This is a genomic window from Streptomyces sp. NBC_00236 (assembly GCF_036195045.1).
Taxonomy (GTDB): domain Bacteria; phylum Actinomycetota; class Actinomycetes; order Streptomycetales; family Streptomycetaceae; genus Streptomyces.
Genome location: NZ_CP108100.1, coordinates 7,123,306 through 7,149,721, shown reverse-complemented (window position 1 = coordinate 7,149,721; position 26,416 = coordinate 7,123,306). Strand labels below are relative to the sequence as shown.

Genomic DNA, 26,416 nt, shown 5'->3' with positions numbered 1-26,416 from the left:
CCGGCACGGTCTGAGGGCAACGCCCTTCCCGGCACCGCACGGCTCTGCTGCCGCTCCGCCGTTCCACGGTTCTGCCGTTCTTCCGCTTCGCCGCTCGTCACGACGGGCGGATGCGGCCCGCATCCCCGACCGGTTCTGTCCATCAGCCGTCCATGGGGTTCTTCATGCCGTTTTCCGTCTACGCCCTCGGGCTCGCCGTCTTCGCCCAGGGCACGTCCGAGTTCATGCTGTCCGGCCTGCTGTCGGGCCTCTCCGAGGACCTGCACGTCTCCATTCCCGCCGCGGGCCTGCTGACCTCGGCCTTCGCCGTGGGCATGGTCGTCGGAGCGCCCGCGATGGCGCTCCTGGGCCGCAACTGGCCGCGCCGCCGTGCCCTGTTGTCCTTCCTCAGTGTCTTCGCCGCCGTGCACGTCGTCGGCGCGGTCACCTCCAGTTACGGGGTGCTGCTGGCGACGCGGGCGGTCGCGGCGGTGGCCAATGCCGGGTTCTGGGCCGTCGCCCTGGTCACCGCGGTCGCCCTGGCCGGTCCCGAGGCACGGGCGCGGGCCACGTCCGTGGTGGTCGGCGGTGTCACCGTCGCGTGTGTGGCGGGGGTGCCCGCAGGGGCGTGGCTGGGCGGTCAGTGGGGGTGGCGTGCGGCGTTCTGGGCCGTGGCCCTCGTCGCGCTTCCGGCGATCGCCGTGATCGCGGCGACGATTCCGCCGGGGCGGCCCGCGGCCGTTCCGCCGAGCGCGTACGCCGAGCTGCGGACCCTTGCCGGGCCCCGGCTGATCCTGACCCTGCTGACGAGCGCGCTCGTCCAGGGAGGGACCTTCTGCGCGTTCTCGTACCTCGAGCCCGTCGCCCGGGACGTCACGGGACTCGGCGCCGCGTGGGTGCCCGCCCTGCTCGCGCTGTTCGGTGTGGGCTCGTTCATCGGGGTCGCCGTCTGCGGCCGGGTCATCGACTCCCGCCCACTCGCCCTGACCGCGGCCGGTCTGGTGGCCCTCACCGTCGGGTGGGCCCTGTTCGCGTCGGCCGCCGGCAGCCCCGTGGCGGTGGTCCTGCTCGTCCTCGTCCAGGGCATGCTCGCGTTCGGCACCGGGACCGCGCTGATCACCCATGTGTTCCGGCTCGCCGGTGGTGCGCCGACCCTGGCCGGTTCGTTCTCCACCGCGGCGTTCAACGTGGGCGCCGCGCTCGGGCCCTGGCTCGGCGGGCTGGCCATCGGCGCGGGGTTCGGTTTCCGGTCGCCGCTGTGGGTGAGCGCGCTGCTCATGGTCCTGGCGCTGGCCACCGCGGCCGCCGCCCTGGGCCGTCTTCCGGCCCGGGCCCCGGCGCCGGCCCCGGCAGAGGACCCCGCCGCACACGCGTACGAACAGGGGAGTTCGGATGGCTGAGCACCATGCGTAGCCGCTCCCCGTGGCCGCCGCGTCCGTCCGCTCGATGGGGGACGGGAACGAGACCGTGCCGACGGTCACCGTGGGCGGAAGGGCCGTGGTGAATCTTGCGCCAGGTGCAGGAGGCCGTACGTGCTCAGACGCCGCAGGCGGGCGGCTGAGCACGGCCCCTGCTCAGATTTCGAGGTCGACGACCACCGGGGCGTGGTCGGAGGCGCCCTTGCCCTTGCGCTCCTCGCGGTCCACGTAACTGTCCTTGACCGCGGCCGTGAACGGGGCGTTGCCGTAGACGAGGTCGATCCGCATGCCCTTGTTCTTCGGGAAGCGCAGCTCGCGGTAGTCCCAGAAGGTGTACGGGCGGTCGTACTTCAGCGGGCGGGGCATCACGTCGGCGAGGCCCCCCTCGCGCAGCGTGGCGAGGGCGGCCCGCTCGGCGGGGGTGACATGGGTGGCGCCCTCGAAGAGGGCCGGGTCCCACACGTCCTCGTCGGTCGGGGCCACGTTGAAGTCACCGAGGACGGCGAACGGCTGCGCCCCGGCGGCGTCCGCCGCCACCGCCTTCTGGAGCGCCTCGAACCAGCGCAGCTTGTACGCGTAGTGCTCGTGCTCGACCTCGCGGCCGTTGGGCACGTAAACCGACCAGAGGCGGACCGGCCCGCAGGTCGCGCTGATCGCCCGGGGCTCCTGCACGCCGTCGTAGTCGGGGCCGCCGGGCAGCCCCGTCACGACGTCGGCGAGGCCGACGCGGGAGACCAGCGCCACCCCGTTCCACCGGCCCGTGGCGTTGACCGCCGACTCGTAGCCGGCCTCGCGGAGCGCGTCGGCCGGGAACTGCTCGGCCGTGCACTTGGTCTCCTGGATGCACAGCACGTCCGTGCCGGTGCTCTCCAGCCAGGCCAGCAGCCTCGGCAGGCGGGCGGTGATCGAATTGACGTTCCAGGTGGCGATGCGCATGTACGTAAACCTAGCGGCTCCCACTGACAGCGGCGGGGGCGGCGTCCGTCACACGCCGGTCGACTCCCCCGGGGCCAGCCGGGCGTGGTCCGCACCGGCCAGATTGCCGAGGGTGGTGTCGTAGATCGGGCGGGCCAGATCGGTGAGCAACGCGTCGTGGATGTCGATGGCGCGGCGCGGCTCGACCTCGCGAAGGTAGTCGACCACCTCGGAGATCTTGCTCCAGGGCGCCATCACCGGGAGCAGCAGCGTGTCGACCGGCTGCCCGGGCACGGTGAGGGCGTCGCCCGGGTGGAAGACGGAGCCGTCCACCAGGTAGCCGACGTTCGTGATCCGCGGCAGGTCCGGGTGGATCACGGCATGGAGCTCGCCGTGCACCTGGATGTCGAACCCGGCGGCCGAGAAGGTGTCGCCGTGCCCGACGGTGTGGACACGCCCCGGGAACGCGGCCGCGAGCTTCTCGGCCACACTGCGCAGCGTCCAGATCTCGGCGGCCGGGTCGGCCTCCAGCCCGGCCCGGAGCCGCTCCTCGTTGAAGTGGTCGGGGTGCTCGTGCGTCACGAGGATCGCCTCGGCGCCGATCGCGGCGTCCTGCTCGGAGAACCCGCCCGGGTCGATGACGAGCGTGCGGCCGTCCTTCTCCAGTCGGACGCAGGAGTGGGACTGCTTGGTCAGCGTGAGCGCGAGCGGCTCGGGGTTCTGGGCGTTCATGGCGCCCATCCTGCTACGCGGGAGGTGTTGTTTCGGCCTGAATCACGGACTGGGCGATCCGGAAAGCGGCGTCGGCGGCCGGGATCCCGCAGTACACGGCGGTCTGCAGCAGCACTTCCCTGATCTCGGCCGGGGTGAGTCCGTTGCGCAGGGCGGCGCTGACGTGAGCGGCCAGGCCCTCCAGGTGTCCGGAGGCGACCAGCGCGGTGAGCGTGACGCTGCTGCGGGTGCGCCGGTCGAGGCCCTCCCGGCCCCAGACCTCGCCCCAGGCGTAGCGGGTGACGAACTCCTGGAAATCGCCGGTGAAGTCGTCGGCGGCGGCCATGACCCCGTCCACATGGGCGTCACCGAGCACCTCACGGCGGATCTTCATACCCCGCCCGTACGGATCGGTGCGCCCACCGGTCTCCGCCTCGGGCTGTGCGGTGGCGGCGGTGAGCTCCGCGACGGGCAGCACAGGAGCGGAGAGCCTGGGTGCGAACGAGGGCGCGGGAATCGCGGCCTGGGTGTCCTGCCAGGCTGTGGAGAAGTGCGTGAGCAGGAGGTCGGTGACGGCTCCCGGCTGTTCGACCGGGGCCAGGTGAGAGGCGCCGGGGACGAGGGCGAGCCGTGCGTCGGGTATGCCCGCCACCAGGGTCCGGGCATCGCCGGGACCGGTGACCTGGTCCTCGGCACCGACCAGGACGAGCGTGGGAACACCGATCCTGCCGAGCTCGCTGCGGATGTCGAAGGCGGCAAGGGCCTCGCAGGCGGCGATGTAGCAGCCGGGGTCGGTGGTACGGACCATCTGGACGGCCCATTCGACGATGGCCGGCTGAGCAGCGGCGAAGCCCGGCGTGAACCAGCGCTCCGGCGCGGTGCGGGCCATCGGCTCCAGCCCGTTGGTACGGACGATCACCCCGCGCTGACGGAATTCGTCGGCACTGCCGAACCGGGCCGAGGAGGCCACCAGGGCCAGCGCGACGACCCGCTGCGGGTGGCGCAGCGCGAGGTCGGCGCCGATCGCACCGCCGATGGAGCAGCCCGCGTAACCGAAACGCTGCACCCCGAGTCCGTCGAGCGTCGCCATCAGCCGGTCGGCGAGATCCCCGACGGCGGTGGCGGGGTGCGCGGGCGCGCCGCCGTGCCCCGGGAGGTCGTAGCGGAAGACTCTCCAGTGCTGCGTGAGCTCGGGTATCTGCCGGTCCCACATGTGCCATGTTGTCGCGAGGGAAGGGCCCAGAATCAGGACTGGTGCGTCTTCTGGCCCGTCAAAGCGGTATTGCAGGGTGTTCGTAGTCGTCTCACTCACCCGACCACGCTCCCACGTCTCACATTTCTCTCACGACAGGGGTCGGGGGAACGGTCAGACCACTCCAGACATCCGCTGCCGAGCGGAGGTCTTCCACGTCCGGTTTCACGTACCAGTGCTTCGTCGTCCTGACGTCGGCGTGCCCCGCCCAGCGGGCGAGAAGGTGGTCGGGAACCCCGTGGTTCGCCAGGTAGGTGAAGCAACTCGCGCGGGCATCGTACAAACGCACTCGCCGCAGCGCGTTGCCGGCCATGACCTTGTACGCCTGCTCGCGCAACTGCCTCACGTCGAGTGGAGCCCCGAGCTCGTCCACCAGCACATACCCGCTGTCTTCGTACGCCCGCCCTGCCGCCAGCCTCTCCGCTGCCTGAGCGGCCTCAAAGCTCCTCAGGGCTTCTCTGACGGGAGCAGGCAGCGGAAGGCTCCGCTCGCCGGCGAGCGACTTCGTGTCCTTCTCCACCACGGTCGTGTTCCCCATCAATGTGCGGGTGTTGGCAACGGCCAGGGTGGCTTGGTCCAGATCTAGATCGGCCCAGCGCATGCCGCATACCTCCGCCGGGCGCAGACCCATCAGCGAGAGGAGGAAGGGGGCGTACAGCCGGTGGTCCTTCACGGCAAGCACGAAGGCACGGACCTCCGCGACACTCCAGGGCGGCACCTCCGCCTTGGCCCGGCGCTCGGCCTTGCGCACCTTCCGGGGGATCGTCACTTCCTGGGCAACATTCACCGCCACCAGGCCCCGTGACACGGCCCGGTTGAGAACCTCCTTCAGCCGCGTGAGGGACATCTCCACCGAGGTGACCCCCAACCCAGGCCCGGCCTTCGTCGCGCGTACCCGACCCTCCCGAAGCGCCCACAGCATCCACGCCTCGACATCGTCCTCGGTGAGCTCCTGAAGCCGGATGTGCCCGAGCCTGCCCCGGACACGGTCCAGGGTCACCCTGTAGGTGGAGATCGTCGACTCTTCCAGGTCCTCCGCCTTCTTCGCGAGCCACTGATCGAGCCACTCGTTCACGGTCATCGTGTGGCGCGGCACCAGCGCCCCTTCGGGTCGCCGCACCGTGATACGCGCGTACTCGGCCTTCGCCTCCCCGAGCGTGCCGAAGGTACGGGTCAACTGCTTACGCTTCCCAGTGGCCGGATGGGCCCCGACGTCGACCACAAACCGGAACCGGACTTGCCCCTTCGCGTTCGGCGGCAGCCTCTTGATCGGATCAGACAGGATCACTCACTCTCCTTGGGGGCGTGGAAACTCCACATCAGCGACGGCGCCGCTGCACTGCAGCGAAGGGCACCGCGGTCACCAGGGCAGCAGACAACGCCGCTCTCCCCGTCCGAGGTTTACGACGCCACCTGCTGCATCCGCCACGACTCCACTGCCAAGCACAGCCGAGTGCGAACACCCCCAATACTCGCGACGATCCCCGGTTTCGGTAACCGGGGATCGTCTGCTACATGCCGCCTAGCGAGGCGAGGGCTTGTCCGTCGCGAATGAACGCGGAACGACGGGTCTCAGCGGCCGGAGCCGTTGGCCATTGCCTTCCGCAGGCCGTAGACGGCAGCGCCGAGGACAAGGACGGCGGAGCCGGAGATCACGGTGGCCACAGGCAGCGCGAACGCGAGAGCCGCGCAGCCCGCCAGGCCGATCACGGGCACAAGGCGGGGTGGTCGTCCTTCGAATGGGGCCAGAGTCCACGCCGCCGCGTTGGCGATGGCGTAGTAGGCCAGCACACCGAAGGAGGAGAATCCGATCGCCCCCCGCACATCGACGGAGGCAGCCAAGGCTGTGACCACCGCACCGATGATCAGGTCGGCACGGTGGGGAACCCGGAAGCGGGGGTGGACCGCGGCCAGGACGTGCGGCAGGTGACGGTCACGGGCCATGGCGAAGGTGGTACGCGAGACGCCGAGGATCAGTGCGAGAAGCGACCCGAGCGCCGCAACGGCCGCGCCGACACGCACGACGGGAGCCAGACCCGGGACACCGGCGGCGCGCACTGCGTCAGCGAGAGGCGCTGCACTCTGAGCAAGTCCGTCCGGCCCGAGCACAGCGAGCACGCCCACGGCGACAGCCACATACACAACGAGGGTGGCGCACAGTGCGAGAGGAATCGCGCGGGGAATGGTGCGGCCGGGATCTCGAACCTCTTCACCAAGCGTCGCGATCCGGGCGTAACCGGCAAAGGCGAAGAACAGCAGACCGGCAGCCTGGAGCGTCCCGCCGACGGCCATGTCGTCGCCCGTGTCCAGGCGCGCGATATCAGCGGTGCCGCTGGTCAGGCAGGTAGTCACCACCGCGGCAAGAACCGCGAGAACCACAGCGACGATCGCGCGGGTCAGCAGCACTGACTTCTGTACGCCGGTGTAGTTGAGCACGGTCAGTGCCACTACAGCGGCGACCGCAACAACGTGGGCCTGACCCGGCCACGCATAGAAGCCGATGGTCAGAGCCATCGCAGCGCAGGACGCGGTCTTGCCGACGACGAACGCCCAGCCGGCCAGATACCCCCAGAAGTCGCCCAGACACTCACGGCCATACACGTAGGTCCCCCCGGACTCGGGATAGCGGGCGGCCAGTCGTGCCGACGACGTCGCATTGCAGAACGCCACGACCGCAGCCAGCGCCAGGGCGACCAGGAGCCCGGAACCGGCGGCGCCGGCCGCTGGGCCGAACGTGGCAAAGACCCCGGCCCCGATCATCGAGCCCAGACCGATCGTTACCGCGTCGGACACTCCCAAGCGGCGCTTCAGGTCACCCGAGCCAGTAGAGGTCCCCACCGCGTTCATCCCCTACTCCTCCGCCATACCAGCCCTTGGTCTCGGCGCACGATAGCCAACGAAGGTGTCCTTCAGGGGCGCCCCGGCCGACTACAAGCGGAGCAGCCAACGCCACCCAGTACCGCCTCTGCACAACCGACTCCGGGGCCCTCCGGCCACAGACACCTCGGGGCCACTGCTCGCCGCCCGTGCCCGCGGCGGAACGGAGCGCCTGATAGCGAGGACGTTACGCACGACGGGTCAGGCTCACCGCAGCGCGCCGAGCGATAAATCGGTTTTTATATTACAAATGAGGGGAATATTCATCTTGCTGGGGTACTGCGCGTGACCATTCGGCTCCGAACGAACGAGAGGCGTGGGCCACTTCCAGGCGACGGTGCGCAGCAGGAGGAGGGTCCGTGGATCCTTGGCTGTATTGGCTGGTCACCGCAGGCGTTCTGGGGGTCGTGGAGATCTTCACTTTGACCGCCGCGCTGGGAATCCTCGGGGTGGCCGCGCTGGTCACCGCCGGGACTGCGGCACTCGGATTGCCGGTCCCTCTGCAGTTCGTGGTGTTCACCGCCACCGCGGCCGTCAGCCTGCTGTTCGTGCGCCCCTTCGTGGTGCGTCATGTGCTGGACCCTCCCTCTGCCGAACGGTTCGGCGTCGAGGCCCTGGTGGGCCAGACCGCTCGGACTGTCTCGGAGGTGACAGCACTGGACGGCAGGGTGCGCATCGGCGGCGAGGAGTGGAGCGCCCGCTCCTACGACGAGACGCAGACCATTCCACCCGGTACAGCCGTCGACGTCATGGAGATCAGTGGCGCCACCGCGTTCGTATACCCCCGGGAGTGAGCCATGGAAGTCTCGGCGCTGCTCATAGCCGGCGTGATCGTTGCTCTGATAGCCGTCTTCACGGTGGTGCGGGCTGTTCGGATCGTGCCACAGGCGCGCGCTCGCAATGTCGAGCGACTGGGCCGCTACCGCCGCACGCTGAACCCTGGCCTCAACCTCGTCATCCCGTACATCGACCGGGTGTATCCCCTCATCGACCTGCGCGAACAGGTCGTTTCATTCAAACCACAACCGGTCATCACCGAGGACAACCTGGTCGTCGAGATCGACACCGTCCTGTACTTCCAGGTCACCGATCCACGAGCGGCCGCTTACGAAATCGATGACTTCCTCCACGGCGTCGAGCAACTCACCGTGACCACGCTGCGCAACGTGGTGGGCTCCATGGACCTGGAAAAGACGCTCACCTCGCGCGACACCATCAACAACCAACTCCGCGGTGTTCTGGACGAAGCCACCGGGAAGTGGGGACTGAGGGTCAACCGGGTCGAGATCAAAGCCATCGACCCCCCGCAGTCCATCAAGGACGCGATGGAGAAGCAGATGCGGGCCGAGCGGGACAAGCGGGCCGCCATTCTCGGGGCAGAAGGCCAACGCCAGTCGCAGATCCTCACCGCCGAAGGCGACAAGCAGTCCGCCGTCCTACGCGCAGAGGGCAACCGCACCGCCGAAATCCTCAAGGCCGAGGGCCAGGCCCGGGCCGTCGACGAAGTCTTCCAGGCCGTGCACCGCAACGATCCCGACCCCAAGCTGCTGGCATATCAGTACATGCAAATGCTGCCCCAGCTCGCGCAAGGGGCGGGCAGCACATTCTGGGTCATCCCCAGTGAGGTCACCTCGGCACTCGAAGGCGTGTCCCGGGCTTTCGGCGAGAAGCTGCCCCCGTCACCGGCAACCCGCGAGAAGTCCTCGGACGACAGGGCAGCGGAGGTCGCTGACGACGCTGCGCAGGCCGCCGAGGCCGCTGCACAGGCTCTCGCCGACGCGGCCGAGGCCGACACCGACACCGCCCCCTCAGCCCTCCCGTTCGGCTCACCCACCGATGGCAGTCACGATTCCGATGGCCGGTGATCTCATCGAGACTGACGCCGCCGCCTCGTCGATGTCACCAGCATCGGCGAACCGCGCGCAGTGACTGCAGCGGAACCAGTCTGGCGAAAGTCTTGAGGGGGCTAGAGAAAGGCGTCGGCCTTGTTTCCTGGAGACCCTGAACCGCCTGCGGCACGGCCGGGCGGTGTCAGCCGGGAAGGGTCAGCCGGAAGGTGGTGTGCCCGGGCCTGCTGGTTACAGTGGCGCTGCCGCCGTGGGCGGTGATGACGGCATGGACGATGGCCAGGCCCAGACCCGTGCTCCCGGTACTGCGGGAGCGTGCCTGGTCAGCGCGGACGAAGCGTCCGAACACCTCGGGTTGCAACTCTCCGGGGATACCCGGCCCGTTGTCACGCACACTCACACAGACGCCGGTGGTGTCGGTGGTGACGGTAACTGTCACTTCGGTGCCGGGGGGCGTGTGGGTGCGGGCGTTGGCGAGAAGGTTGCCGATGGCTTGCTGGAGCCGGTGCGCATCACCTGTGACGGTGACCGGCTCTTCTGGGAGTTCGAGGAACCAGCGGTGGTCGGGGCCGGCGGCGCGTGCGTCGTCCGTTGCGTTCAGGATCAGCAGCGTCAGGTCGACCGGCAGGTGTTCGAGGGGGCGTCCGGCGTCCAGGCGGGCGAGGAGGAGCAGGTCGTCGACGAGGCGTGTCATGCGCTGAGACTCGCCGTTGATGCGCTCCAGAGCGTGGCGGATTTCGCCGGGCACGGGGCCGCGGTGGCGCAGGGCGAGTTCGGCGTGGCCTCGGATGTTGGCGACAGGGGTGCGTAGTTCGTGGCTGGCGTCGGCGGCGAAGTGGCGGAGGCGTTTCTCGCTTGCCTGGCGGCGGGTGAGGGCGTCCTCGACGTGGCGAAGCATGTGGTTGAGGGCGGTGCCGACCTGGCCGACCTCGGTGCGCGGGTCTGTGTCCGGGAGCGGCCCCGGCATGGCGATCTCGCCGCTTGCGAGCGGTAGTCCGGCGACCTCCGCTGCTCTGGCGGTCACTCGTTGAAGGGGGCGCAGGGAGACCCTCACCCACAGGGCGCCGGCGATGCCGGTGACCACGAGGGCAGATCCGAACAACACGGCTTCGACCGCTTCGAGGCGGTGCACTGTCTCCTCCACCGGGTGCAAGGGCAGGCCGGTGATCAAGGTGTCCTGATCGTCGCCGTGGACGGCGACAACGCGGTAAGGCCCCAGAGCAGAGAGGCGGATGCTGTGTCCGTTTCCGTCAATGGGGACCCTCGCCAGTGCGTTGCGGTCCCTGGCCGTGAGCTGCAGGGGCCGGTCACTGGCGTCATCGACGACGGCGGCCTGGGTGACGATGCCGTTGAGGAGCCGGACGCCGAGGGTGGATTCGGCCTGGCCGCGGGTGTCGGGACGGTTGTCGCTGTCGGGCTGGGCCTCGTGTTCCAGGCTGGCAGCGAACCTGCCGCCCGAGACGGAGAGTTGTTCGTCCAGGCGCCCCATCAGGAAGCCTCGCAGGGCCAGGGCGGTAGTGATGCCGACGGCTAGGCAGGCGAGTGCGAGCAGGGTGACGAGGCCAACGGTGAGCTGGGCACGCAGGGTGCGGGGCAGCGGGCGTTTCATGGGGTGCCCGGCTTGAGGACGTATCCGACGCCGCGAACGGTGTGGATCATGGGGGTGCGTCCGGCGTCGATCTTCTTGCGCAGGTAGCTGATGTAGAGCTCGACGATGTGAGCGCGGCCGCCGAAGTCGTAGGCCCAGACCCGGTCGAGGATCTGGTCCTTGGACAGCACCCGGCGTGGGTTGCGCATGAGGAAGCGCAGGAGTTCGAACTCGGTGCGGGACAAGTCGACGGTGATCTCACCGCGCCTGACCTCCCTGGCCTCCTCGTCCATGCTCAGGTCCCCCACCGTCAGCAGGTGCGCTCCCGGCTCGGCTGTCATGCCCGCCCGTCGGAGCAACCCGCGCAACCTGGCCAGGACCTCTTCCAGGCTGTAGGACTTGGTGACGTAGTCGTCGCCGCCTGCGGTGATTCCCGTGATGCGGTCTTCGACCGCATCACGGGCGGTCAGGAACAGCACGCACACACGGGGCGCCTCGCGTCTGAGCACGCGCAGGACCTGCAGGCCGTCGAGGTCGGGCAGCATCCAGTCCAGGACCACCGCGTCGGGCCGGAAATCACGGGCCGTCGCGAGAGCGCTCGCGCCGTCCGCTGCGGTACGGACCTGCCAGCCCTCCGCGGTCATGACGCCGGACAGCACGTCCGTGACGTCGGGTTCGTCGTCGACGACCAGGACTCGGACGGGGGTGCCGTCGGGGCGGTGCAGAAGGGATGTCGTCAGCGGCTCGTCCATGGTCCTTCCAGCATCCCCCGGCACGGGCCGTGACCGCGTGAGGCGTACCTCTGAGTTTTCTCTGAATCGGTGCCGCGAGCCGCAGGCGGGTCCGTTTCAGAAGGTACGCAGAGGTTGGGCTGTGAGGCTGGCCGCCCATCGCCGGAGCAAGTCCGTGCCGGAGGAGCCCCATGACCAGCACCCTCACCACTCCCCCTGTGAGCCGCGGGATGCGCCACCGGCGTCCGCGCCGCAGTCCTGTGCCGTTCTTCGCGCCTTTGGTGATCTGGGCCGGTGCCGCAGGGGTGCTGGCGCTGTGGTGGAGCGACACAGGCTCGGTGGTCGGACCGGCGGGGTGGCTCACCGGGGCGGGACGCATCACGGGGCTCCTGGCCGGTTACGCCTGTGCGGTACTTCTCGCCCTGATGGCCCGCATCCCACTGCTGGACCACACGATCGGCACCGACCGGCTCGCCCGCTGGCACGCCCTGGGCGGGCGCTGCACCATCTCCCTGGTCCTCGCCCACACCCTGCTGATCATCTGGGGCTACTCCCTGACCTCACACACCGGCGTGGTCAGCCAGACCTCCACCCTCGTCCTGCACTACCCCGACCTCCTCAAAGCCACAGCAGCCTTCCTGCTCTTCCTGGCCACCGGGATCCTCTCCGCCCGTGCGGCCCGTCGCCGCATGAGCTACGAGACCTGGCACTACCTGCACTTCGCCACCTACCTCGCCGTCTTCCTCGCCTTCGGACACCAGCTCTCCAACGGAGCCGACTTCGTCGGCAACCGACCCGCCCAGATCGCCTGGTACACGCTGTTCCTCGGCGTCGCCGCCCTTCTCGCCTGGTACCGGTTCGCCGTCCCCGTCCGGCGGGGACTGCGCCACCGGATGCGCGTCAGCGCGGTACGCCCCGAGGCACCGGGCGTGGTGTCCGTTCACCTCACTGGCGAGCATCTGGACGAGCTCGGAGGTGAGCCGGGACAATTCCTGCGCTGGCGCTTCATGACCCGTGGTCTGTGGTGGACAGCGAACCCCTACTCCCTCTCCGCCCCCGCACACCCCCGCCACCTGCGCATCACGGTCAAGACCGCAGGCGGGCACAGCGCCGCACTGGCCCACCTGACTCCGGGCACCCGGGTCTGGGCCGAGGGGCCCTACGGCGCCTTCACCGCTAACCGGCGCACCACTCCCAAGGTCCTGCTCCTGGCCGGCGGCGTCGGCATCACACCCCTGCGTAGCCTCTTCGAGACGCTGCCGGGACAGGTAACCCTGGTCTACAGGGCCCGCCGGCCCGACGACCTCGCCCTGCGCGGTGAAATCGACGCGATAGCCGCACGCCGACAGGCCGCCGTGCACTACCTCGTCGACGAACCCGCCGAGCGCCCATCTCCTCTCACCGCCGCGGGGCTGAGCGCGCTGGTTCCGGACCTGGCCTCGCACGATGTCTACGTCTGCGGCCCGCCAGGCATGACACAAACCGCCAAAATCGCCCTACGGGAAGCCGGCGTACCCGCACGGCGCATCCACCACGAGTCGTTCGCGTTCTGAGGAGAAACCATGCGCAGAGCCGTCCTCGCCACCACCGGGATCAGCGCCCTGATCGTCGCGCTGCTCTCCCTCAAACCCCACCATCTCCCCGCCGTCGCCGGCAGCCCGCCGTCAACGCCCTCGTCGTCTCCTCAGACCTCCACAAGCACTTCGCCGGGCGCATCCACAGGCACCGGCACGTTCACCGGTGATCCCATCGACACCCAGTACGGGACGGTGCAGGTCGCAGCGACCCTCTCCCAGGGAAAGATCACCGCAGTCAAGGTTCTTCAGGCCCCGGACAGTAACGGCCGCGACCAGCAACTCGCCGCCTACGCCCTGCCCCGCCTCACCCAGGAAACCCTCGGCGCACAGAGCGCGCACATCGACGCCGTCTCCGGCGCCAGCTACACCAGCCAGGGCTACATCCAGTCCCTGCAGAGCGCACTGGACCAGGCCCATGCCTGACACCTCAACCGGGCTGCGTCACGTCGAGCACGTGATGGGCACGGTCTTCTCCTTCGATGTCCGGGACAAGCCCACTCCGGCCATCCACAACGCCGTCCAGGAGGCCGTACAGCTGCTCCACCGGGTCGACGCCGTGTTCTCCACCTACCGCCCCGACAGCCACATCAGCCGCCTCGGCCGTGGCGAGATCCACCTCGGCGACTGTCCTCCGGAAGTCCATGAGGTGCTGGCCCTCTGCGCGCAGGCCACCCGTGTCACCGACGGCTGGTTCAGCACGACGCCAGCCGGAACGCTCGACCCCTCGGGGCTCGTAAAGGGCTGGGCCACCGAAGCCGCATCCCAACTTCTCCACACATCAGGCGCGCGCAACAGCTGCGTCAACGGCGGCGGAGACCTCCAACTCCGCGGCCAGGCAACCACAAACATCCCCTGGCGCGTCGGCATCGCACACCCGCTGCACCCCGGCGAACTGGCCACCGTCATCACCGCCGACCGCACCATGGCTGTTGCCACCTCGGGCACCGCCGAACGCGGCGCCCACATATTCGACCCGCACACCGGTGTACCTGCCACTGCGTTCGCTGCCCTCACCGTCATCGGGCCCAGGCTGACCATGACCGACGCCTACGCCACCGCAGCCTTCGCCAGGGGCCGGGACGCGCGGGACTGGCTGGAAACGATGGACGGCTACGAGGCGCTCGCGATTCTGCCCAACGGCCGGGTCTGGCGGACGTCGGGGTTCAGTCGATACGCAGGGTGAGGTGGCCTCAGCCGATGGGCCGGCACGAATCCGGCTCGCCGGCTGTCCAGCTGCGCCTGCCGAGGCCGGCCCGCACCCTGGAGGTGCGCCTCCGATCGCGAGAAGAGAAGAGGTCTCACACCATGTCCTACGAGCGCACCGTGACACTGCGTGGCACCTTCGACGAGACCGTCGCCGCTGTGCGCAAGGCTCTGGCCGACGAGGGCTTCGGCGTGCTCACGGAGATCGACATGCAGGCCACGCTGAAGGCGAAGCTCGGTCACGAAATGGAGCAGTACCTCATTCTCGGTGCCTGCAATCCGGCTCTGGCGCGGCAAGCACTGGACGCGGACCCGTCAGTCGGGCTCTTGCTGCCTTGCAATGTCGTTGTCCGAGCGGCTGGCGACCACGTAGTCGTGCAGGCCATCGACCCCGACACCATGGTCGCCTTGACCGGCCTTGATGCCATGGAGCCGGTCGCGGAGCAGGCGACCCGCCTCCTCGACGCCGCCCTCGCAGTTCTCGCGGAGGATAGGGGCGGCGGGCACTCATATGGATTGGAATGATCAACTACATGACGGTGGGAGGAATGAACGCGAGCCAATTCGGCGCCTACCGCTCCCCGCCCGCAATAGTGCGCGTGAGCGGGGCCCGGCGACAACATCTGAGTTCGGTGGCACTCTGCAAGCCGCGGGAGGGCCGGTGCGTTCACAGATCTCCGTCCTCGGACGCCGGGCGGCACCAAGGCACGACGGCGACGGGACACGAAGCGTGGTGCAGCGCCCGATGGGCGACCCTGCCGAGTTCCAGACCGACCAGCGCGTCACTCCGTCGTGCTCCGACAACCAACAGGTCCGCGGCGGCCGAGCGCTGTGTCAGCACCTTGTGGGCGAGGCCCTCGACCGTACTCCTGCGGACGCGCACCTGGGGATGTTCACGCACCGCCGTCTCCAAGGCACGGTCGAGCAGCTCCGACGCCCTCTGCGCGTATTCCGTCACCTCACCGGTGAGGAGGAGGTGCTCGACCGGTTCATGCGCCGGCCGACGCCAGGTATGGAGCACCTCCAGTTCCGCGTTCCGGACTGCCGCCTCGCGGAAGGCGAACCGCACGGCGGGCGCATCCACGTCCTTGCCCCCGATGCCCAACAGGATGCGCTGATGTCGCGCCTCCAACGCCTGCCGGTCTCCTCTGATGACGACAACCGGGCAGTGGGCACGTGCGGCCACGGTGAGACTGACCGATCCCAGCAGTAGGTCGGCGATTCGACTTCTGCCCCGGCATCCGACAACAAGGGCTGCGGCTTCGTCTCCCTCCCTGAGCAGACCCCGCGACGCGTCCTCGGCGAGCACCTCCGTGGTCACGGTGAGTCCTGGTTGGCGGCGTTCGGCCCGCGCCCCGGCCACAGCGACGATGTTCTCCGCAAGGATCTGATCGGCGGGCCGGTCGGTGGTCAAGGCCGGCACGGCCCCCTCATACCGCTCCCACAGTGAGGCATGCACAATGCGCAGCGGCCGTCCATATCGTGCCGCTTCGTCGGCTGCCCAGTCCACTGCCGTGAGACTGGCGTCCGACCCGTCCACTCCTACCACCAAGGGTGATTCCACCGTCCCCACCTCCTTCCCAGTGCAGGGTGGCTCGGTCCCACGCTCGCACCGGAGTCCGTCGCGGGGTAGGGCCGGCTGGCCCCAACATGACCCGCACGGCCGCGTCGCCCCTCCATCCGTCCGCGACGAGGGCTCCTCCCTTGCCACTGTGTCCCGGCCGGCCTGCGTTCGAAGGGCCGATGGTCCCGGGAAAGGACCGTTCGGCACTGCCCACGGCCTCGGACCCGGCACCAGAGTGGGAGCTGCCCCGCGTACGGCACATCCGTGAAGGAGGAACGTCATGCAGCACCGCACCGTCTTCGAGGTGATGACGCACGACGTGGTCACGGCCGATCCTGCGACTTCCTTCAAAGAGATCGCCCGTCTCTTCAGGGAGAACGACATCTCGGCGGTTCCCGTCGTCGACGAGAACCGGCGCCTTCTCGGCGTGGTCTCCGAGGCCGACCTGCTGCGGGCCACTGCTGAACTTCCGGACCTGGAGGGCCGCTGGGCGGGCGTCCGGCTGCTGTCCGAGGAACGCGGGATGCCCGACGCGGAGACGGCGGCCGACCTGATGACCTCCCCCGCCGTCACAGCGCAGTCGGGGTGGAGTCTCGTCGAGACGGCCCGGACGATGCACCGTAAAGGAGTGAAACGGCTCCCCGTATCCGATGAGACCGAGCGGCTCGTCGGAATCGTCAGCCGCAGCGATCTGCTCAAGCCCTTCCTCCGCCGCGACTCCGCGATCCGCGACGAGATCAAGCACGACGTCCTGGTCGGCACCCTGCGCCTGGCCCCTGACGCGATCGACGTGACCGTGGAGGAGGGAGTCGTGACGCTGACGGGGCATGTCCACGAGCGCGCCGACATCCCTGTCATCGTGCGCCTCTGCCGCTGGGTGGACGGAGTGGTGACCCTGCACGAGTCGATCGACTACACCTACGACAATCTCGCCCTCGACGTGGACCAGCCTCGATGAGGTCTCCTCGGGTGGCACCGGGCATGCCTGACGGCGAGAACGTCCGGGCCGTGTGCACGGAAGGAGCGGATGATGCGGCATCGCAGGATCGAAGAACTGATGACCCGTGAGGTGGTGAGCGTACGCGGCGATGCCCCGTTCAAGGAGATCGCACGCCTGCTCGCGGAACACCGTGTCACCGCGGTGCCGGTGTTGGACAGCAGTGACCGGGTGGCCGGGGTGGTTTCGGAGGGTGACCTGCTCCGCAAGACCGCCGACCTGGTCACCGCACCGGACGGCCAGCCGGCCGTACCGGGACTGGAGGCGTGGGAGCGGGCCAAAGCTGAGGGAACGCGCGCCGAAGAGCTGATGTCCGCGCCGCCCGTCCGGACTGGACCGTGGCTGAGGCCGCGCGGCTGATGGAGGTGCACAACGTGAAGCGGCTCGTCGTCGTCGACGATGCGGATCGCTTGGTGGGGATTGTCAGTCGCCGAGATCTGCTGAAGCTTTTCCTCCGCGAGGACGCCGACATCCGCCGGGAGATCAATGAGGACGTACTCACCGACACGCTGTGCCTCGATGCGGCCGCTCTCACCGTCGAGGTGCGGAACGGACGGGTGGAGCTCAGTGGCCGGATTGCGCTCCGGAGCGTAGTCCCGGCAATCGAGCGCATGTGCGCCACGGTCGACGGAGTGGTCTCGGTCTCCACCCACCTCGACTACGACGCCGACGACCTGCCTGATCCAGCAGCCTGAGAGTCGATGCCAAGATCTCGCGCGGCGGCACGCGCTGTCGGGTCGGTACGCCCGAAGCAGCCACAGCTGAGGACCGGATAGCCCGACCCGGCCCGCTGCTCCTCCTCGGCAGAGGCAGGGAAAGAGATTCCCCTCATACGAACCCCGCCAGGGAAGGCACCCATGAACGACGTCATCGTGGTCGGACTCGATGGGTCCCCCGCAAGCGACGCGGCAGCCCGTTGGGGAGCGCGAGAGGCACTTCTGCGGAAGCTGTCCCTCCGGCTCGTCCACGCCGTGGACCGATGGCCCCCCTTCGCCCTCCCTGTCCCCACGATCGACACGCACCCCATGAGAGTCCAGGCATTGCTGAGCGGAACCGCCGATGATCTACGCACGAGGTACAGCGAACTCGAAGTCAGTGCAGTGTCCTTCGTCGGGAGGCCGGCTGACGTTCTCCGAGACGCGGCCGCGAACGCACACATGATCGTCCTTGGTGCACGCGGGCTGAGCAGTGTCACAGGGTACGTACTCGGGTCGGTCGGGATGGCGGTCATCCGGGCGACGGTCCGGCCGGTCGTCATGGTGCGGGCCGGTGACGAGTCGGCACCACCCACGAGCGGTCGGCACGCGTCGCATGACCTGGTGGTGGGAGTGGACATCAGCCGCCCCTGCGACGCTCTGCTCGCGTTCGCCTTCGATGAAGCCGCACGGCGGGCCTGCACCCTTCACGTCCTGCACAGTTGGTCACTGCCTCCACTGTTCGGATATGGCGCCGCCTTCGATCCGAGAGTGCATGCCCAGCTCGAACTGAACGCGAACGCCGCGCTGGCAGACGCGCTGAGCCCCTGGAGAGCAGCACACCCCGCTGTGGACGTCACCACTCGAGCAAGCGTCGGGCACGCCGCCACGGACCTCCTCGACAGCAGGTCAGAGGCAGGACTCGTCATCGTCGGCCGCCGCATTCGACAGTCGCCGGTCGGAACACACATCGGGCCGGTCACCCACGCGGTCCTCCACCATTCCAGCACTCCCGTCGCCGTCATCGCACACGCCTAGCGAATAGCCCGTCGCCCCTGTTCAACGCTCCGGGCAACGCTCACGGCTCGATCAGTCAGACATGCATGGCGGCGAGGGGCTCACTGTCCGCGCCCCGCTCCAGATTTACGGCCCGCCTCACCCATACGCATCCGCACCGAGGGCGCCGACGTCGGCGCCCTCCCCACGGGAGTGGCGCCCTCAAAAGGGGTCGAACGGCCCAGGACAGAGCCTCGACGGCTCATGCCCTGGGGGCTCGCGCCACCCCATCGTGGAGAAGCAAGACACCACGACCGTACCTGGAGGTGCGCTGTGCCACGCCCTGTGACTGTCGGCCTGAACGGAACGCCGGCAAGCCTCGCCGCCGCCGCCTGGGGCGCCCGCGAGGCAAGCATCCGGCGCCTTCCCCTGCGCCTTGTGAGCGCCTGGGAATGGCAGCCCTACTCCCACGCCCCACTCTCGGGGACGGAAATGCCGGAACAGTGGTCACGGCGCCTGCCGGAGGAGGCCGCAGCGCAACTGACACATAGATTTCCTGACCTGTACATAAGCACGAAGCAGCTCACCGGGCCACCCCCCGAAATGCTGTGCCGGGAGGCTGCCCAGGCAGAGCTCCTGGCCATCGGAACAGCGGGCCTCGGAGCACTCACCGGCTTCCTCATGGGATCTGTCGCCATGGCGACAGTCGCCCACACACACCGGCCCGTGGTGCTCGTGCGTCCCGAGGGAACGCCGCCGCCCGCCGACGATGCGGACCTGGCGCAGCGCGTTCAGGAAGTGGAGAGGCGGGACACCGGCGGTCCGGTGGTCGCCGGCATCGATCTGGGTCCCACCACCGATGGTGTACTGCGGTTCGCCCTCGAAGCGGCGGCCGTGCGCTCCGGAGACCTGCGGATCGTCTACAGCTGGAATCCTCCGGTGGGCTACGTGCAGGGCATCGGCGGCGACCTGCGCTGGCGAGCCGATATCGCTGCCGAAGGAGCGAGCATGGTGCGCTCCCTGCTGAAACCGTGGTCGAAGGAGTACCCGGGCGTGTCCGTGAGTGAGCAGAGCGGGATCGGATCGCCTGCGCGTCACCTCGTCGAGGCCGGGGTGCGAGCGTCGCTGGTCGTCATCGGCCGGCGAACGAATCGCTACTGGCCCCGGGAGCCGCGCATCGGGCACGTCGCCCACGCGGTTCTGCACCATTCTCCGGCGCCGGTCGCGGTCGTGCCCCAGGACTGACCACGCGGCCATCCGGCCCTCTTCGGGGAAGAACGGCCCCTGTCCGTGCCCGTGCGCACAGGCCGAGGCTGGATGAGTAGCACTTCCGCACAGTTTCGCCGGGAGATTCAGATGCTGACCACTTCGCCGAGCGACACCACGGTGACCGCTCTGGTAGCCGACGCAACTGCCGCACCTTCCCTGCACAACTCGCAGCCCTGGCAGTTCCGTTACGCCCGATCCACCCACGTCATCACGCTACGGGCCGACTTCGCACGCACCATGCCGGAGGCGGACCCCTCGACCCGCGAACTTCACATGGGCTGCGGAGCCGCTCTGCTGAACCTGCGAGTGTCAGCTGCCCACCACGGTCTGGCAGCGGTGATCGCGCTCCTGCCCGCACCGGCGGATCAGGCCCTGCTGGCCGAAGCCCGTCTGGCTCCGCTGACGGACGATCCGGCAGGAGCGGCAGACCCGCAGCTCGCGGGGCTGCATTCAGCGATACAGGACAGACACACCTGCCGCTTCCCTTTCGCCGAGCAGCCGATTCCCCCGGAGCTCCGCTCGCTGTTCTCCGATGCTGCACTTGCTGAGCATGCGGATTTCCGGTTCATCGATTCCATCCACCTGGACACCGTGCTCCAGTTGATCAGCGATGCCGCGGGTTACGACCGCATGGACCCTGCGCGTGATGCGGAACAGCGCTACTGGACCCGCGACACGAAGGCCGACGCACCCGTCGACGGAGTTCCGGACTACGCGTTCGGTCCGGGCGACGCATCCGGCAGTTCGACCACCCGCGACTTCGTGGGAACAGCCGCCCTACCAGGACGTATCCGGGTTCGGTTCGAGCGTCGGCCTCAGCTGGGCCTGCTGAGCACGGAGGGCGATCGTCCGCTGGACTGGCTCAGGGCCGGCCAGGCACTGGAGCGCGTCCTGCTCTCGGCGACCACGAAGGGCGTCTGCGCCTCCTTCGCGACACAGCCACTTGAGTGGCCCGAGCTGCGATGGACGTTGCGGGACCCCGTGCTGGGCGCGGGACATCCCCAGATGATCGTCCGCATGGGATACGGCCCCGTGGGTCCTCACACACCGCGTCGTCCTCTCCGTCAGGTGCTGGTCATCGAACCGTAGAAACGGATGCCGATACGGCACGTCGACCGATTTCCCGGAGGGCCCTGTGACTGATTCTCCGCACACCGTCAGCGACGTCATGACCCACACCGCCGTCGCGATCGGCAGTCGTGCCCCGTACAAGGAGATCGTCCGTCTGATGGCCGAGTGGAAGGTCAGCGCGCTGCCGGTCCTCGCGGGCGAGGGCCGTGTCGTCGGCGTGGTGTCGGAGGCCGATCTCCTACCGAAGGAAGCGCTCCGGAGGGACGGTCCCGGCCGCCTCGCGCCGCTCGACGAGACTTCCAAGGCCGGTGCGGTACTGGCGGAGGGTCTGATGTCGAGCCCGGCCGTGACCGTTCACGCGGACGCGCCGATCGCCGAAGCTGCTCAGATCATGGCGCGCAAGCGGGTGAAGCGGCTGCCCGTGGTCAATGACGTCGGCCTGCTCGAAGGAGTGGTGAGCCGAGGAGACCTGCTCAAGGTCTTCCTCAGGCCGGACGCAGAACTCGGCGCGGAGATCCGGCACAGCGTGCTCGGCCAGATCTCGCCACCGCTCCGGATCGATGCCGTGGTGGAGGATGGAGTCGTCACGCTCAGTGGCTCGCTGCGGGACAGATCCATGGTGCCCCTGCTGGCACAGGCCGTCCGGGCCGTCGAAGGCGTCGTGGACGTACGCATGGACCTTGACGAGCATCCGCCAGGCGTCTCTGCGTAGGCAGCACCCACGCAGGGCGGAGCATCGCTCCCCGGGTGCATCGGGCTTGTCCCTGAGACAATGGCGGGAGGAGGGGCAGAGCGCTACCGACCTCCAGGGACTGCAGATGTCCGACGACTCGACCGCCTCGGCAGATTCGCAGATCCGTGTCTTTCTTCTCGATGATCATGAAGTGGTCCGCAGGGGAATCCGCGATCTCCTGGACGCAGAACCCGGGCTGGAGGTTGTCGGCGAGGCGGCCACCGCCGACCAGGCACTGGCCCGGGGGCCGGCGCTCAGGCCCGATGTCGCCGTGCTCGACGTCCGGCTGTCCGACGGTGACGGCATCACAGTGTGCCGGGAACTGCGCTCGCGCATGCCGGACCTGGCCTGTCTGATGCTGACGTCCTTCGACGACGAGGACGCCCTGCTCGATGCGATCATGGCTGGTGCCGCCGGGTACGTACTGAAGCAGATCAACGGGTCGGATCTGGTGGCGGCCGTTCGGACGGTGGCGAAGGGCCAGTCGATGCTGGATCCCGCGACCACGGCCCGGCTCCTGCGCTCCGTGCGCGGTCCCGACGCGGACAGTCCCCCGCAGGACGAGAGACTTTCGGTGCTGTCGGAGCGGGAGCGGTCCGTCCTTGAGCTGATCGGCGAGGGCCTCACCAACCGTCAGATCGCCAAGCGCCTGTATCTGTCCGAGAAGACTGTCAAGAATCACATCTCCCGGCTTCTCGGGAAGCTCGGGGTGGAGCGCCGCGTACAGGCGGCCGTCATCGCCGCGGAGGTCCGGGAGCACATGGAGCAGGAGAAGTGACCTGTCCCCGCATCGGTGCGCGGTTCAGTCGTCTCCCGGGAGCAGCGGTACTTCCCATGTAAGTACGGTTCCGCCGCGAGGGCTCGGGCACGTGGTGACGGACAGGGTCCCGCCCAGTTGCTCCGCCCGCTCTGCCAGATTCCGCAGGCCGCTGCGGCGGGCTCCTTCCGGCATACCGACACCGTCATCTGTCACGGTCACCATGAGCATGCCGGCGTCGGCGACCACAGCAGCCTCCACATGGTGCGCCCGCGCATGGCGGGCGACGTTGCTCAGCGCCTCGCCGATGACCGCGATCACCTGATCGGCCACCTCGTTCGGGACGTCCGTGTCGATCAGGCCCTCCATGCGCAGGGCTGTGGCGAAGCCCAGTGCAGGCGTGGCGTTGTCCACCACCTGGAGAACCCTGGATCTGAGTTTGGGGGTCTTTCCCAGCGTCTCGTGCTCCCGGAGACCGAAAATGGTGGTGCGGATGATCTTGATTGTTGAATCGAGATCGTCGATGGCGCGGTTCAGCCTCTCGGTGGCTTCGGGGTGCTCGACGAACGGGCGCGCACTCTGCAGCGTCATCCCCGTCGCGAACAGTCGCTGGATCGCCAGGTCGTGCAGATCACGCGCAATCCGGTCCCGATCCTCCAGCATGCGCATTTGTTCAGCGTCTCTTCGACGGCCGGCCAGTTCGAGTGCCAGGGCGGCCTGCCCGGCGAAGCTCGGCAGCGCGGCAACTTCCGCCCCGGCGAACGACGGCATGCCGTGACGTCGTGCCAGGACCAGGACGCCGCTCAGGTTCTCCCTGGTCCCTACGCTGACTGCCACCGCAGGCCCGAAACCGTCCCACCGCTCCGGCTGCGTCGTGACCCGGGCGTCGGTCCCGACGTCCGCCACTGCGATGAGGCCGCTCTCTGCGAGTGCGACAGCGGCAAGGGTTCCCTGGCTGCTCGGCAGCACGATGCCTCGATGTGCCTCGGCCCCTTCCCCCAGAGCGAGAGAGCCGGTCAGTTCCCCGTTGGGCCCGATGAGGTAGAAGGCGCCCAAATCGGCACCGGCGATGTCCACGGCGCGTTCCAGCATTCCGCCGAGAACCTCGGACTCGGTGGAACCTGACAGCAGGGCGCTCGTGAAGTCGGAGCTCGCAGCCAGCCAGCGTTGCCTGCGGCGGCCCTCTTCGTAGAGACGGGCGTTCTCGATGGCAATGCCGGCTGCCACGGCCAGGGTGGCCACGACCGCCTCGTCCTCGTCGTCGAAGTCAGGCGCTCCCCGCTTCTCGGTGAGATAGAGGTTCCCGAAGACCTCGTCGCGGACCCGAACGGGCACGCCGAGGAACGAGTGCATGGGCGGGTGATGGGGCGGAAAGCCGTACGAGGCCGGGTGGTCCGAGAGTTCACTCAGCCTCAGTGGCACCGGGTGGCGGATCAACTCACCGAGAATTCCGTGCCCGGCGGGGAGGTGGCCGATCCGCTCCCGCACGTCGTCGCTGATGCCAATGGGGATGAACTCGGCCAGCTTCTCGCCGTTCCCGATCACGCCCAAAGCACCGTACTCGGCGTCGACCAGCGTGACAGCAGCCTCGACGATGCCGCGCAGAACCTGCGGAAGGTCCAGTTCCCGGCCCACGGACATGACGGCCTCAAGCAGTCCGTTCAGGCGGTCTCTCGTTCCCCGGACCTCATCCAGGCGACCCTGGAGCTCATCCAGCAATTCGTCGAGTCTCAGGCGCGGAATCCTGGCCGCCCGGTCCTGAGGGTCATCCCGGCCCATGGGATACCTCCGAGGACACAATGAGGCCGGACAGCGCGGGTCCGCGCGTGTTCCCAACCTAAGCCCGGCCGTCCATCGGCTCATCTCGGAGCGCTGTCCTGTTGCTCCGCGTGACGCACGAGGGCCCCGTGCGGGTAGACCTGCGCAGCGCACGGCGCCGTTGTCCGGTCACCGACGGAGTCGCCACAGCCTCTTCAGGCAGCGGGAACCGTGATCACTGGGCAATGCGCTCGGTGCAGCAGGCCGCGAACGACGGAGCCGACGCGCATTCCGCTGTAGCCGCCTTGCCCCCTGCGTCCGACCACCACTGCCAGGGCATGCTCGGCAGCCTCTGCCAGAACCTCGACCGGGGATCCGGTCAGCACCTCCCGGTGCAACCGGACGTCCGGGTACTTCTCCGCCCAGCCTGCGACGGTCTCCGACAACAGGCGACGCTCGGCCTGAAGGGATTCATCACCCCGGTGGAGCGAGAAGACCGGGGGCTGCCACACCGCGAGGGCGCGCAGCGCGCAACCGCGTATGGCTGCCTCCTCGAAAGCCAGGGCCAAGGCTGCCTTCGAGGACTCGCTTCCGTCGACACCCACCACCAGGTACGGCGGCTCCTGGGTGCTGTGCTCCACATCGCCGACGACGACAACCGGGCAGTGCGCCTGCGCGGCCACGGGGACCCCAAGTGAGCCGGCGCTGAGAAACTCCTCCGCACGGTTCAGATGCCGTGAGCCGAGCACCACCATGCGCGCGTCCTTCGAGAGATGCGCCAGCGTCGGCCCAGGACGTCCGCCCAGGAGCGAAGCCGTCGTCCCCACGTCCGGCCACCGGGCGTGCGCCCAGGCGACCGCCGCCTCCAGCGCATCCGCACCAACGCGTTCGAGTTGCATTTGGCGAGGGGTGTCGTCTACGTGCTGGGTGTCGTGCCGGGGCGGGACGACAACGACGAGCCGCAGCGCCGACCGGCGGCGGTGGGCCTCGTCCACGGCCCATGCCAGGGCCAGGTGCCAGTCCTTGACGGGGTCGATACCGACGACGATTTCGCGGCGATCCACGTTGCTGCTCATGACAGGTTCCCCATGTCCGGGTACGGAGCGGGTGATGAGTCCGGCTGAACGGCGCGCGTGAGCCGGCGGGCAGGGACCGTGCTTCGTAAGCCGGTCCGGTTGGTGCAAGCGTCGGGGCACGGACTTACCTTCAGGGTGCCATCACAGGCCGCGACGATCAGGGGGCCTCAGGGGCAAGAAGGGGCCCAAAGGTCCCATCGCAGTGGCTGGCCCCACCGGAGGCAGTGGGGAGCGGCCCGGTCGGCCCGGCCCAAGGACCGTTCGGCCCCTCCTGTGCCAGTCATTCCTGTCGGAAACTGTGACTGAGAGCAGTTCCGGACGACGCACCGGGCACCGATAACGTGGCGCCGATGATCACATGCAGAGACAGGACTCCTCATGTCGATGACTGACGATGATGCGGCAGTGGTGACATCGCTGGTCGAGGATGCCGTGATGGCGCCCTCCATGCATAACTCCCAGCCCTGGAAGTTCGTCCTCTCCACCGGTACCGGGGTCCTCGCCGTGTACGGCGATCCGGTCCGGACCATGCCGGTCGGTGACCCTGACAATCGTGGCCTGCACCTGGGGTGCGGCGCCGCACTGTTCAATCTTCGCGTTGCGGCGGCCCATCGCGGCTGGACTGCCCTCCCGCGCTTGCTCCCCCACTCGTCGGATTCCTGGCATCTGGCTGATGTGGTGCTCCAGGAGGCCGGCTCCCCGGAAAGGGAGTTGGCGGCGCTGTATCCCGCCGTACGGCAGCGGCACACCAGCCGCTTTCCCTTCTCCGACGAGCAGATTTCGACGGCGATACTCGACGGACTCTCCGCAGCGGCTCAACTGGAAGGCTGCACGCTTACTGTCCCAGGAGCCTGGCACACGGAAACCGTCATGGAACTCGTCCATGACTCGGAGCTCTTCGAGTCGGCCAGTACCTCGATGCGCGAGGAGATCGCCGCCTGGACCCGCACCGGCAGGGCCGGCGAAGGGCCGAGCACCGAAGGGATCCCCAGTGATGCCTTCGGCCCGAGGCAGTTCGGCGTGAGCGCCCCCGTACGGGACTTCGACACCCTCCACACCGAGCGGGACCGCGCCGAGGCAGCCTTCGAGAAGCAACCGCAAATAGCGCTGCTCGGCACTGTCAAGGACAGGCCCGTGGACTGGCTGAGGGCAGGCCAGGCCCTGCAGCGCGTGCTTCTGCAGGCCACCCTGGACGGACTCGCGACCTCGCTGATGTCACAGCCTCTCGAATGGCCCGAACTCCGGTCCTTCGCACGCGATCCCAGCTCCGCCACCGGCTTCGTCCACATGCTGCTCAGGCTCGGCTACGGTCCCACGGGAGCGGCCACTCCGCGCAGGCCGGTCGACGAGGTCCTCACCATCAGGTGACCGTGTGTTCAGGACAGGACAGGGTGTGGCATGC

The 26,416-nt window shown here is 68.7% G+C and carries 24 protein-coding genes and 1 pseudogene; 15 read left to right on the top strand and 10 right to left on the bottom strand.

All coding sequences use genetic code 11. From position 1 onward, the window contains the following. The first annotated feature begins 164 nt into the window (after nt 1-164). The gene (locus OG446_RS31875; RefSeq protein ID WP_328897256.1) at nt 165-1,379 is read left to right on the top strand and encodes a Cmx/CmrA family chloramphenicol efflux MFS transporter; all 1,215 of its coding nucleotides are present in this window, start codon (nt 165-167) and stop codon (nt 1,377-1,379) included. Nucleotides 1,380-1,553: 174 nt separating this feature from the next. Here the strand turns inward: OG446_RS31875 and OG446_RS31870 are convergent, their stop codons facing one another. The 5 genes from OG446_RS31870 to OG446_RS31850 form a co-directional block, all read right to left on the bottom strand. After that, entirely contained in the window at nt 1,554-2,333 is a 780-nt protein-coding gene (locus OG446_RS31870) for an exodeoxyribonuclease III (protein WP_328897255.1), read from the bottom strand. 48 nt (nt 2,334-2,381) lie between these two features. After that, nucleotides 2,382-3,044, bottom strand: a complete 663-nt coding sequence (locus OG446_RS31865; RefSeq protein ID WP_328897254.1) for an MBL fold metallo-hydrolase — start codon at nt 3,042-3,044, stop codon at nt 2,382-2,384. Between the two features lie 13 nt (nt 3,045-3,057). Further along, nucleotides 3,058-4,335 (bottom strand): bifunctional 3-oxoadipate enol-lactonase/4-carboxymuconolactone decarboxylase PcaDC, encoded by a 1,278-nt coding sequence (pcaDC, locus tag OG446_RS31860; protein ID WP_328897253.1) that lies wholly within the window; start codon nt 4,333-4,335, stop codon nt 3,058-3,060. 19 nt (nt 4,336-4,354) lie between these two features. Then, on the bottom strand, nt 4,355-5,563 hold the full coding sequence (locus OG446_RS31855; RefSeq protein WP_328897252.1) for a tyrosine-type recombinase/integrase: 1,209 nt from the start codon (nt 5,561-5,563) through the stop codon (nt 4,355-4,357). A gap of 284 nt (nt 5,564-5,847) precedes the next feature. After that, a complete protein-coding gene (locus tag OG446_RS31850) occupies nt 5,848-7,122 on the bottom strand; it encodes an APC family permease (RefSeq protein WP_328897251.1) in 1,275 nt (424 codons plus the stop codon). Nucleotides 7,123-7,511: 389 nt separating this feature from the next. Between OG446_RS31850 and OG446_RS31845 the strand changes: the two genes are divergently transcribed. Both OG446_RS31845 and OG446_RS31840 read left to right on the top strand, forming a co-directional pair. Further along, nucleotides 7,512-7,946 (top strand): NfeD family protein, encoded by a 435-nt coding sequence (locus OG446_RS31845; protein WP_328897250.1) that lies wholly within the window; start codon nt 7,512-7,514, stop codon nt 7,944-7,946. 3 nt (nt 7,947-7,949) lie between these two features. Then, nucleotides 7,950-9,017, top strand: coding sequence for an SPFH domain-containing protein (locus tag OG446_RS31840; RefSeq protein WP_328897249.1), 1,068 nt, complete (start codon nt 7,950-7,952; stop codon nt 9,015-9,017). 166 nt (nt 9,018-9,183) lie between these two features. Here OG446_RS31840 and OG446_RS31835 read toward each other — a convergent pair whose 3' ends face one another. Together OG446_RS31835 and OG446_RS31830 are read right to left on the bottom strand one after the other, a co-directional pair. Then, nucleotides 9,184-10,608 carry a sensor histidine kinase gene (locus OG446_RS31835; protein ID WP_328897248.1) on the bottom strand — a complete coding sequence of 475 codons (1,425 nt, stop codon included), beginning with the start codon at nt 10,606-10,608 and terminating at the stop codon, nt 9,184-9,186. Continuing rightward, entirely contained in the window at nt 10,605-11,339 is a 735-nt protein-coding gene (locus OG446_RS31830) for a response regulator transcription factor (protein WP_328897247.1), read from the bottom strand. The genes OG446_RS31835 and OG446_RS31830 overlap by 4 nt, the downstream gene beginning before the upstream one ends. A 170-nt stretch (nt 11,340-11,509) precedes the next feature. Between OG446_RS31830 and OG446_RS31825 the strand changes: the two genes are divergently transcribed. The 4 genes from OG446_RS31825 to OG446_RS31810 all read left to right on the top strand — a co-directional run bounded on the left by OG446_RS31825 (nt 11,510) and on the right by OG446_RS31810 (nt 14,623). Further along, nucleotides 11,510-12,871 (top strand): ferredoxin reductase family protein, encoded by a 1,362-nt coding sequence (locus tag OG446_RS31825; protein WP_328897246.1) that lies wholly within the window; start codon nt 11,510-11,512, stop codon nt 12,869-12,871. Nucleotides 12,872-12,880: 9 nt separating this feature from the next. Further along, on the top strand, nt 12,881-13,318 hold the full coding sequence (locus OG446_RS31820; RefSeq protein WP_328897245.1) for an FMN-binding protein: 438 nt from the start codon (nt 12,881-12,883) through the stop codon (nt 13,316-13,318). Continuing rightward, complete coding sequence (locus tag OG446_RS31815; protein ID WP_328897244.1) at nt 13,311-14,078, top strand: FAD:protein FMN transferase; 768 nt, start codon at nt 13,311-13,313, stop codon at nt 14,076-14,078. The genes OG446_RS31820 and OG446_RS31815 overlap by 8 nt, the downstream gene beginning before the upstream one ends. 122 nt (nt 14,079-14,200) lie before the next feature. Next, entirely contained in the window at nt 14,201-14,623 is a 423-nt protein-coding gene (locus OG446_RS31810; protein ID WP_328897243.1) for a DUF302 domain-containing protein, read from the top strand. A 142-nt stretch (nt 14,624-14,765) separates the two neighbouring features. On the opposite strand, the gene OG446_RS31805 is transcribed toward OG446_RS31810, so the two are convergent. After that, nucleotides 14,766-15,671: a universal stress protein gene (locus tag OG446_RS31805; protein ID WP_328897242.1), complete on the bottom strand. Its 906-nt coding sequence runs from the start codon at nt 15,669-15,671 to the stop codon at nt 14,766-14,768. Between the two features lie 271 nt (nt 15,672-15,942). Here OG446_RS31805 and OG446_RS31800 point away from each other — a divergent pair, with 271 nt between their 5' ends. From OG446_RS31800 to OG446_RS31770, 7 genes and pseudogenes are all read left to right on the top strand, one after another. After that, a complete protein-coding gene (locus tag OG446_RS31800; protein WP_328897241.1) occupies nt 15,943-16,620 on the top strand; it encodes a CBS domain-containing protein in 678 nt (225 codons plus the stop codon). Nucleotides 16,621-16,692: 72 nt separating this feature from the next. Continuing rightward, a pseudogene (locus OG446_RS31795) lies at nt 16,693-17,354 on the top strand (CBS domain-containing protein). Nucleotides 17,355-17,516: 162 nt separating this feature from the next. Continuing rightward, nucleotides 17,517-18,392, top strand: a complete 876-nt coding sequence (locus tag OG446_RS31790; RefSeq protein WP_328897240.1) for a universal stress protein — start codon at nt 17,517-17,519, stop codon at nt 18,390-18,392. A 303-nt stretch (nt 18,393-18,695) separates the two neighbouring features. Next, nucleotides 18,696-19,595 carry a universal stress protein gene (locus OG446_RS31785; RefSeq protein ID WP_328897239.1) on the top strand — a complete coding sequence of 300 codons (900 nt, stop codon included), beginning with the start codon at nt 18,696-18,698 and terminating at the stop codon, nt 19,593-19,595. Between the two features lie 111 nt (nt 19,596-19,706). Next, nucleotides 19,707-20,708 carry an Acg family FMN-binding oxidoreductase gene (locus OG446_RS31780; protein ID WP_328897238.1) on the top strand — a complete coding sequence of 334 codons (1,002 nt, stop codon included), beginning with the start codon at nt 19,707-19,709 and terminating at the stop codon, nt 20,706-20,708. Between the two features lie 46 nt (nt 20,709-20,754). Next, on the top strand, nt 20,755-21,402 hold the full coding sequence (locus tag OG446_RS31775; RefSeq protein ID WP_328897237.1) for a CBS domain-containing protein: 648 nt from the start codon (nt 20,755-20,757) through the stop codon (nt 21,400-21,402). A gap of 106 nt (nt 21,403-21,508) precedes the next feature. After that, on the top strand, nt 21,509-22,201 hold the full coding sequence (locus OG446_RS31770; protein ID WP_328897236.1) for a response regulator transcription factor: 693 nt from the start codon (nt 21,509-21,511) through the stop codon (nt 22,199-22,201). Nucleotides 22,202-22,225: 24 nt separating this feature from the next. Here OG446_RS31770 and OG446_RS31765 read toward each other — a convergent pair whose 3' ends face one another. After that, on the bottom strand, nt 22,226-23,959 hold the full coding sequence (locus OG446_RS31765) for a sensor histidine kinase (protein ID WP_328897235.1): 1,734 nt from the start codon (nt 23,957-23,959) through the stop codon (nt 22,226-22,228). A gap of 194 nt (nt 23,960-24,153) precedes the next feature. After that, the gene (locus OG446_RS31760; RefSeq protein WP_328897234.1) at nt 24,154-25,014 is read right to left on the bottom strand and encodes a universal stress protein; all 861 of its coding nucleotides are present in this window, start codon (nt 25,012-25,014) and stop codon (nt 24,154-24,156) included. A gap of 378 nt (nt 25,015-25,392) precedes the next feature. Here OG446_RS31760 and OG446_RS31755 point away from each other — a divergent pair, with 378 nt between their 5' ends. Further along, complete coding sequence (locus tag OG446_RS31755; RefSeq protein WP_328897233.1) at nt 25,393-26,382, top strand: Acg family FMN-binding oxidoreductase; 990 nt, start codon at nt 25,393-25,395, stop codon at nt 26,380-26,382. Nucleotides 26,383-26,416: the final 34 nt, after the last annotated feature.

Excerpts from the sequence above, each read along its gene's own strand:
- OG446_RS31755 (WP_328897233.1), top strand. The coding sequence starts at position 25,393 with ATGTCGATGACTGACGATGATGCGGCAGTGGTGACATCGCTGGTCGAG.
- OG446_RS31815 (WP_328897244.1), top strand. The coding sequence starts at position 13,311 with ATGCCTGACACCTCAACCGGGCTGCGTCACGTCGAGCACGTGATGGGC.
- OG446_RS31780 (WP_328897238.1), top strand. The coding sequence starts at position 19,707 with ATGCTGACCACTTCGCCGAGCGACACCACGGTGACCGCTCTGGTAGCC.
- OG446_RS31850 (WP_328897251.1), bottom strand. The coding sequence starts at position 7,122 with ATGAACGCGGTGGGGACCTCTACTGGCTCGGGTGACCTGAAGCGCCGC.
- OG446_RS31830 (WP_328897247.1), bottom strand. The coding sequence starts at position 11,339 with ATGGACGAGCCGCTGACGACATCCCTTCTGCACCGCCCCGACGGCACC.
- OG446_RS31875 (WP_328897256.1), top strand. The coding sequence starts at position 165 with ATGCCGTTTTCCGTCTACGCCCTCGGGCTCGCCGTCTTCGCCCAGGGC.
- OG446_RS31800 (WP_328897241.1), top strand. The coding sequence starts at position 15,943 with ATGCAGCACCGCACCGTCTTCGAGGTGATGACGCACGACGTGGTCACG.
- OG446_RS31835 (WP_328897248.1), bottom strand. The coding sequence starts at position 10,608 with ATGAAACGCCCGCTGCCCCGCACCCTGCGTGCCCAGCTCACCGTTGGC.
- OG446_RS31765 (WP_328897235.1), bottom strand. The coding sequence starts at position 23,959 with ATGGGCCGGGATGACCCTCAGGACCGGGCGGCCAGGATTCCGCGCCTG.
- OG446_RS31790 (WP_328897240.1), top strand. The coding sequence starts at position 17,517 with ATGAACGACGTCATCGTGGTCGGACTCGATGGGTCCCCCGCAAGCGAC.
- OG446_RS31840 (WP_328897249.1), top strand. The coding sequence starts at position 7,950 with ATGGAAGTCTCGGCGCTGCTCATAGCCGGCGTGATCGTTGCTCTGATA.
- OG446_RS31870 (WP_328897255.1), bottom strand. The coding sequence starts at position 2,333 with ATGCGCATCGCCACCTGGAACGTCAATTCGATCACCGCCCGCCTGCCG.
- OG446_RS31810 (WP_328897243.1), top strand. The coding sequence starts at position 14,201 with ATGTCCTACGAGCGCACCGTGACACTGCGTGGCACCTTCGACGAGACC.
- OG446_RS31825 (WP_328897246.1), top strand. The coding sequence starts at position 11,510 with ATGACCAGCACCCTCACCACTCCCCCTGTGAGCCGCGGGATGCGCCAC.
- OG446_RS31820 (WP_328897245.1), top strand. The coding sequence starts at position 12,881 with ATGCGCAGAGCCGTCCTCGCCACCACCGGGATCAGCGCCCTGATCGTC.
- OG446_RS31865 (WP_328897254.1), bottom strand. The coding sequence starts at position 3,044 with ATGAACGCCCAGAACCCCGAGCCGCTCGCGCTCACGCTGACCAAGCAG.
- OG446_RS31770 (WP_328897236.1), top strand. The coding sequence starts at position 21,509 with ATGTCCGACGACTCGACCGCCTCGGCAGATTCGCAGATCCGTGTCTTT.
- OG446_RS31760 (WP_328897234.1), bottom strand. The coding sequence starts at position 25,014 with ATGAGCAGCAACGTGGATCGCCGCGAAATCGTCGTCGGTATCGACCCC.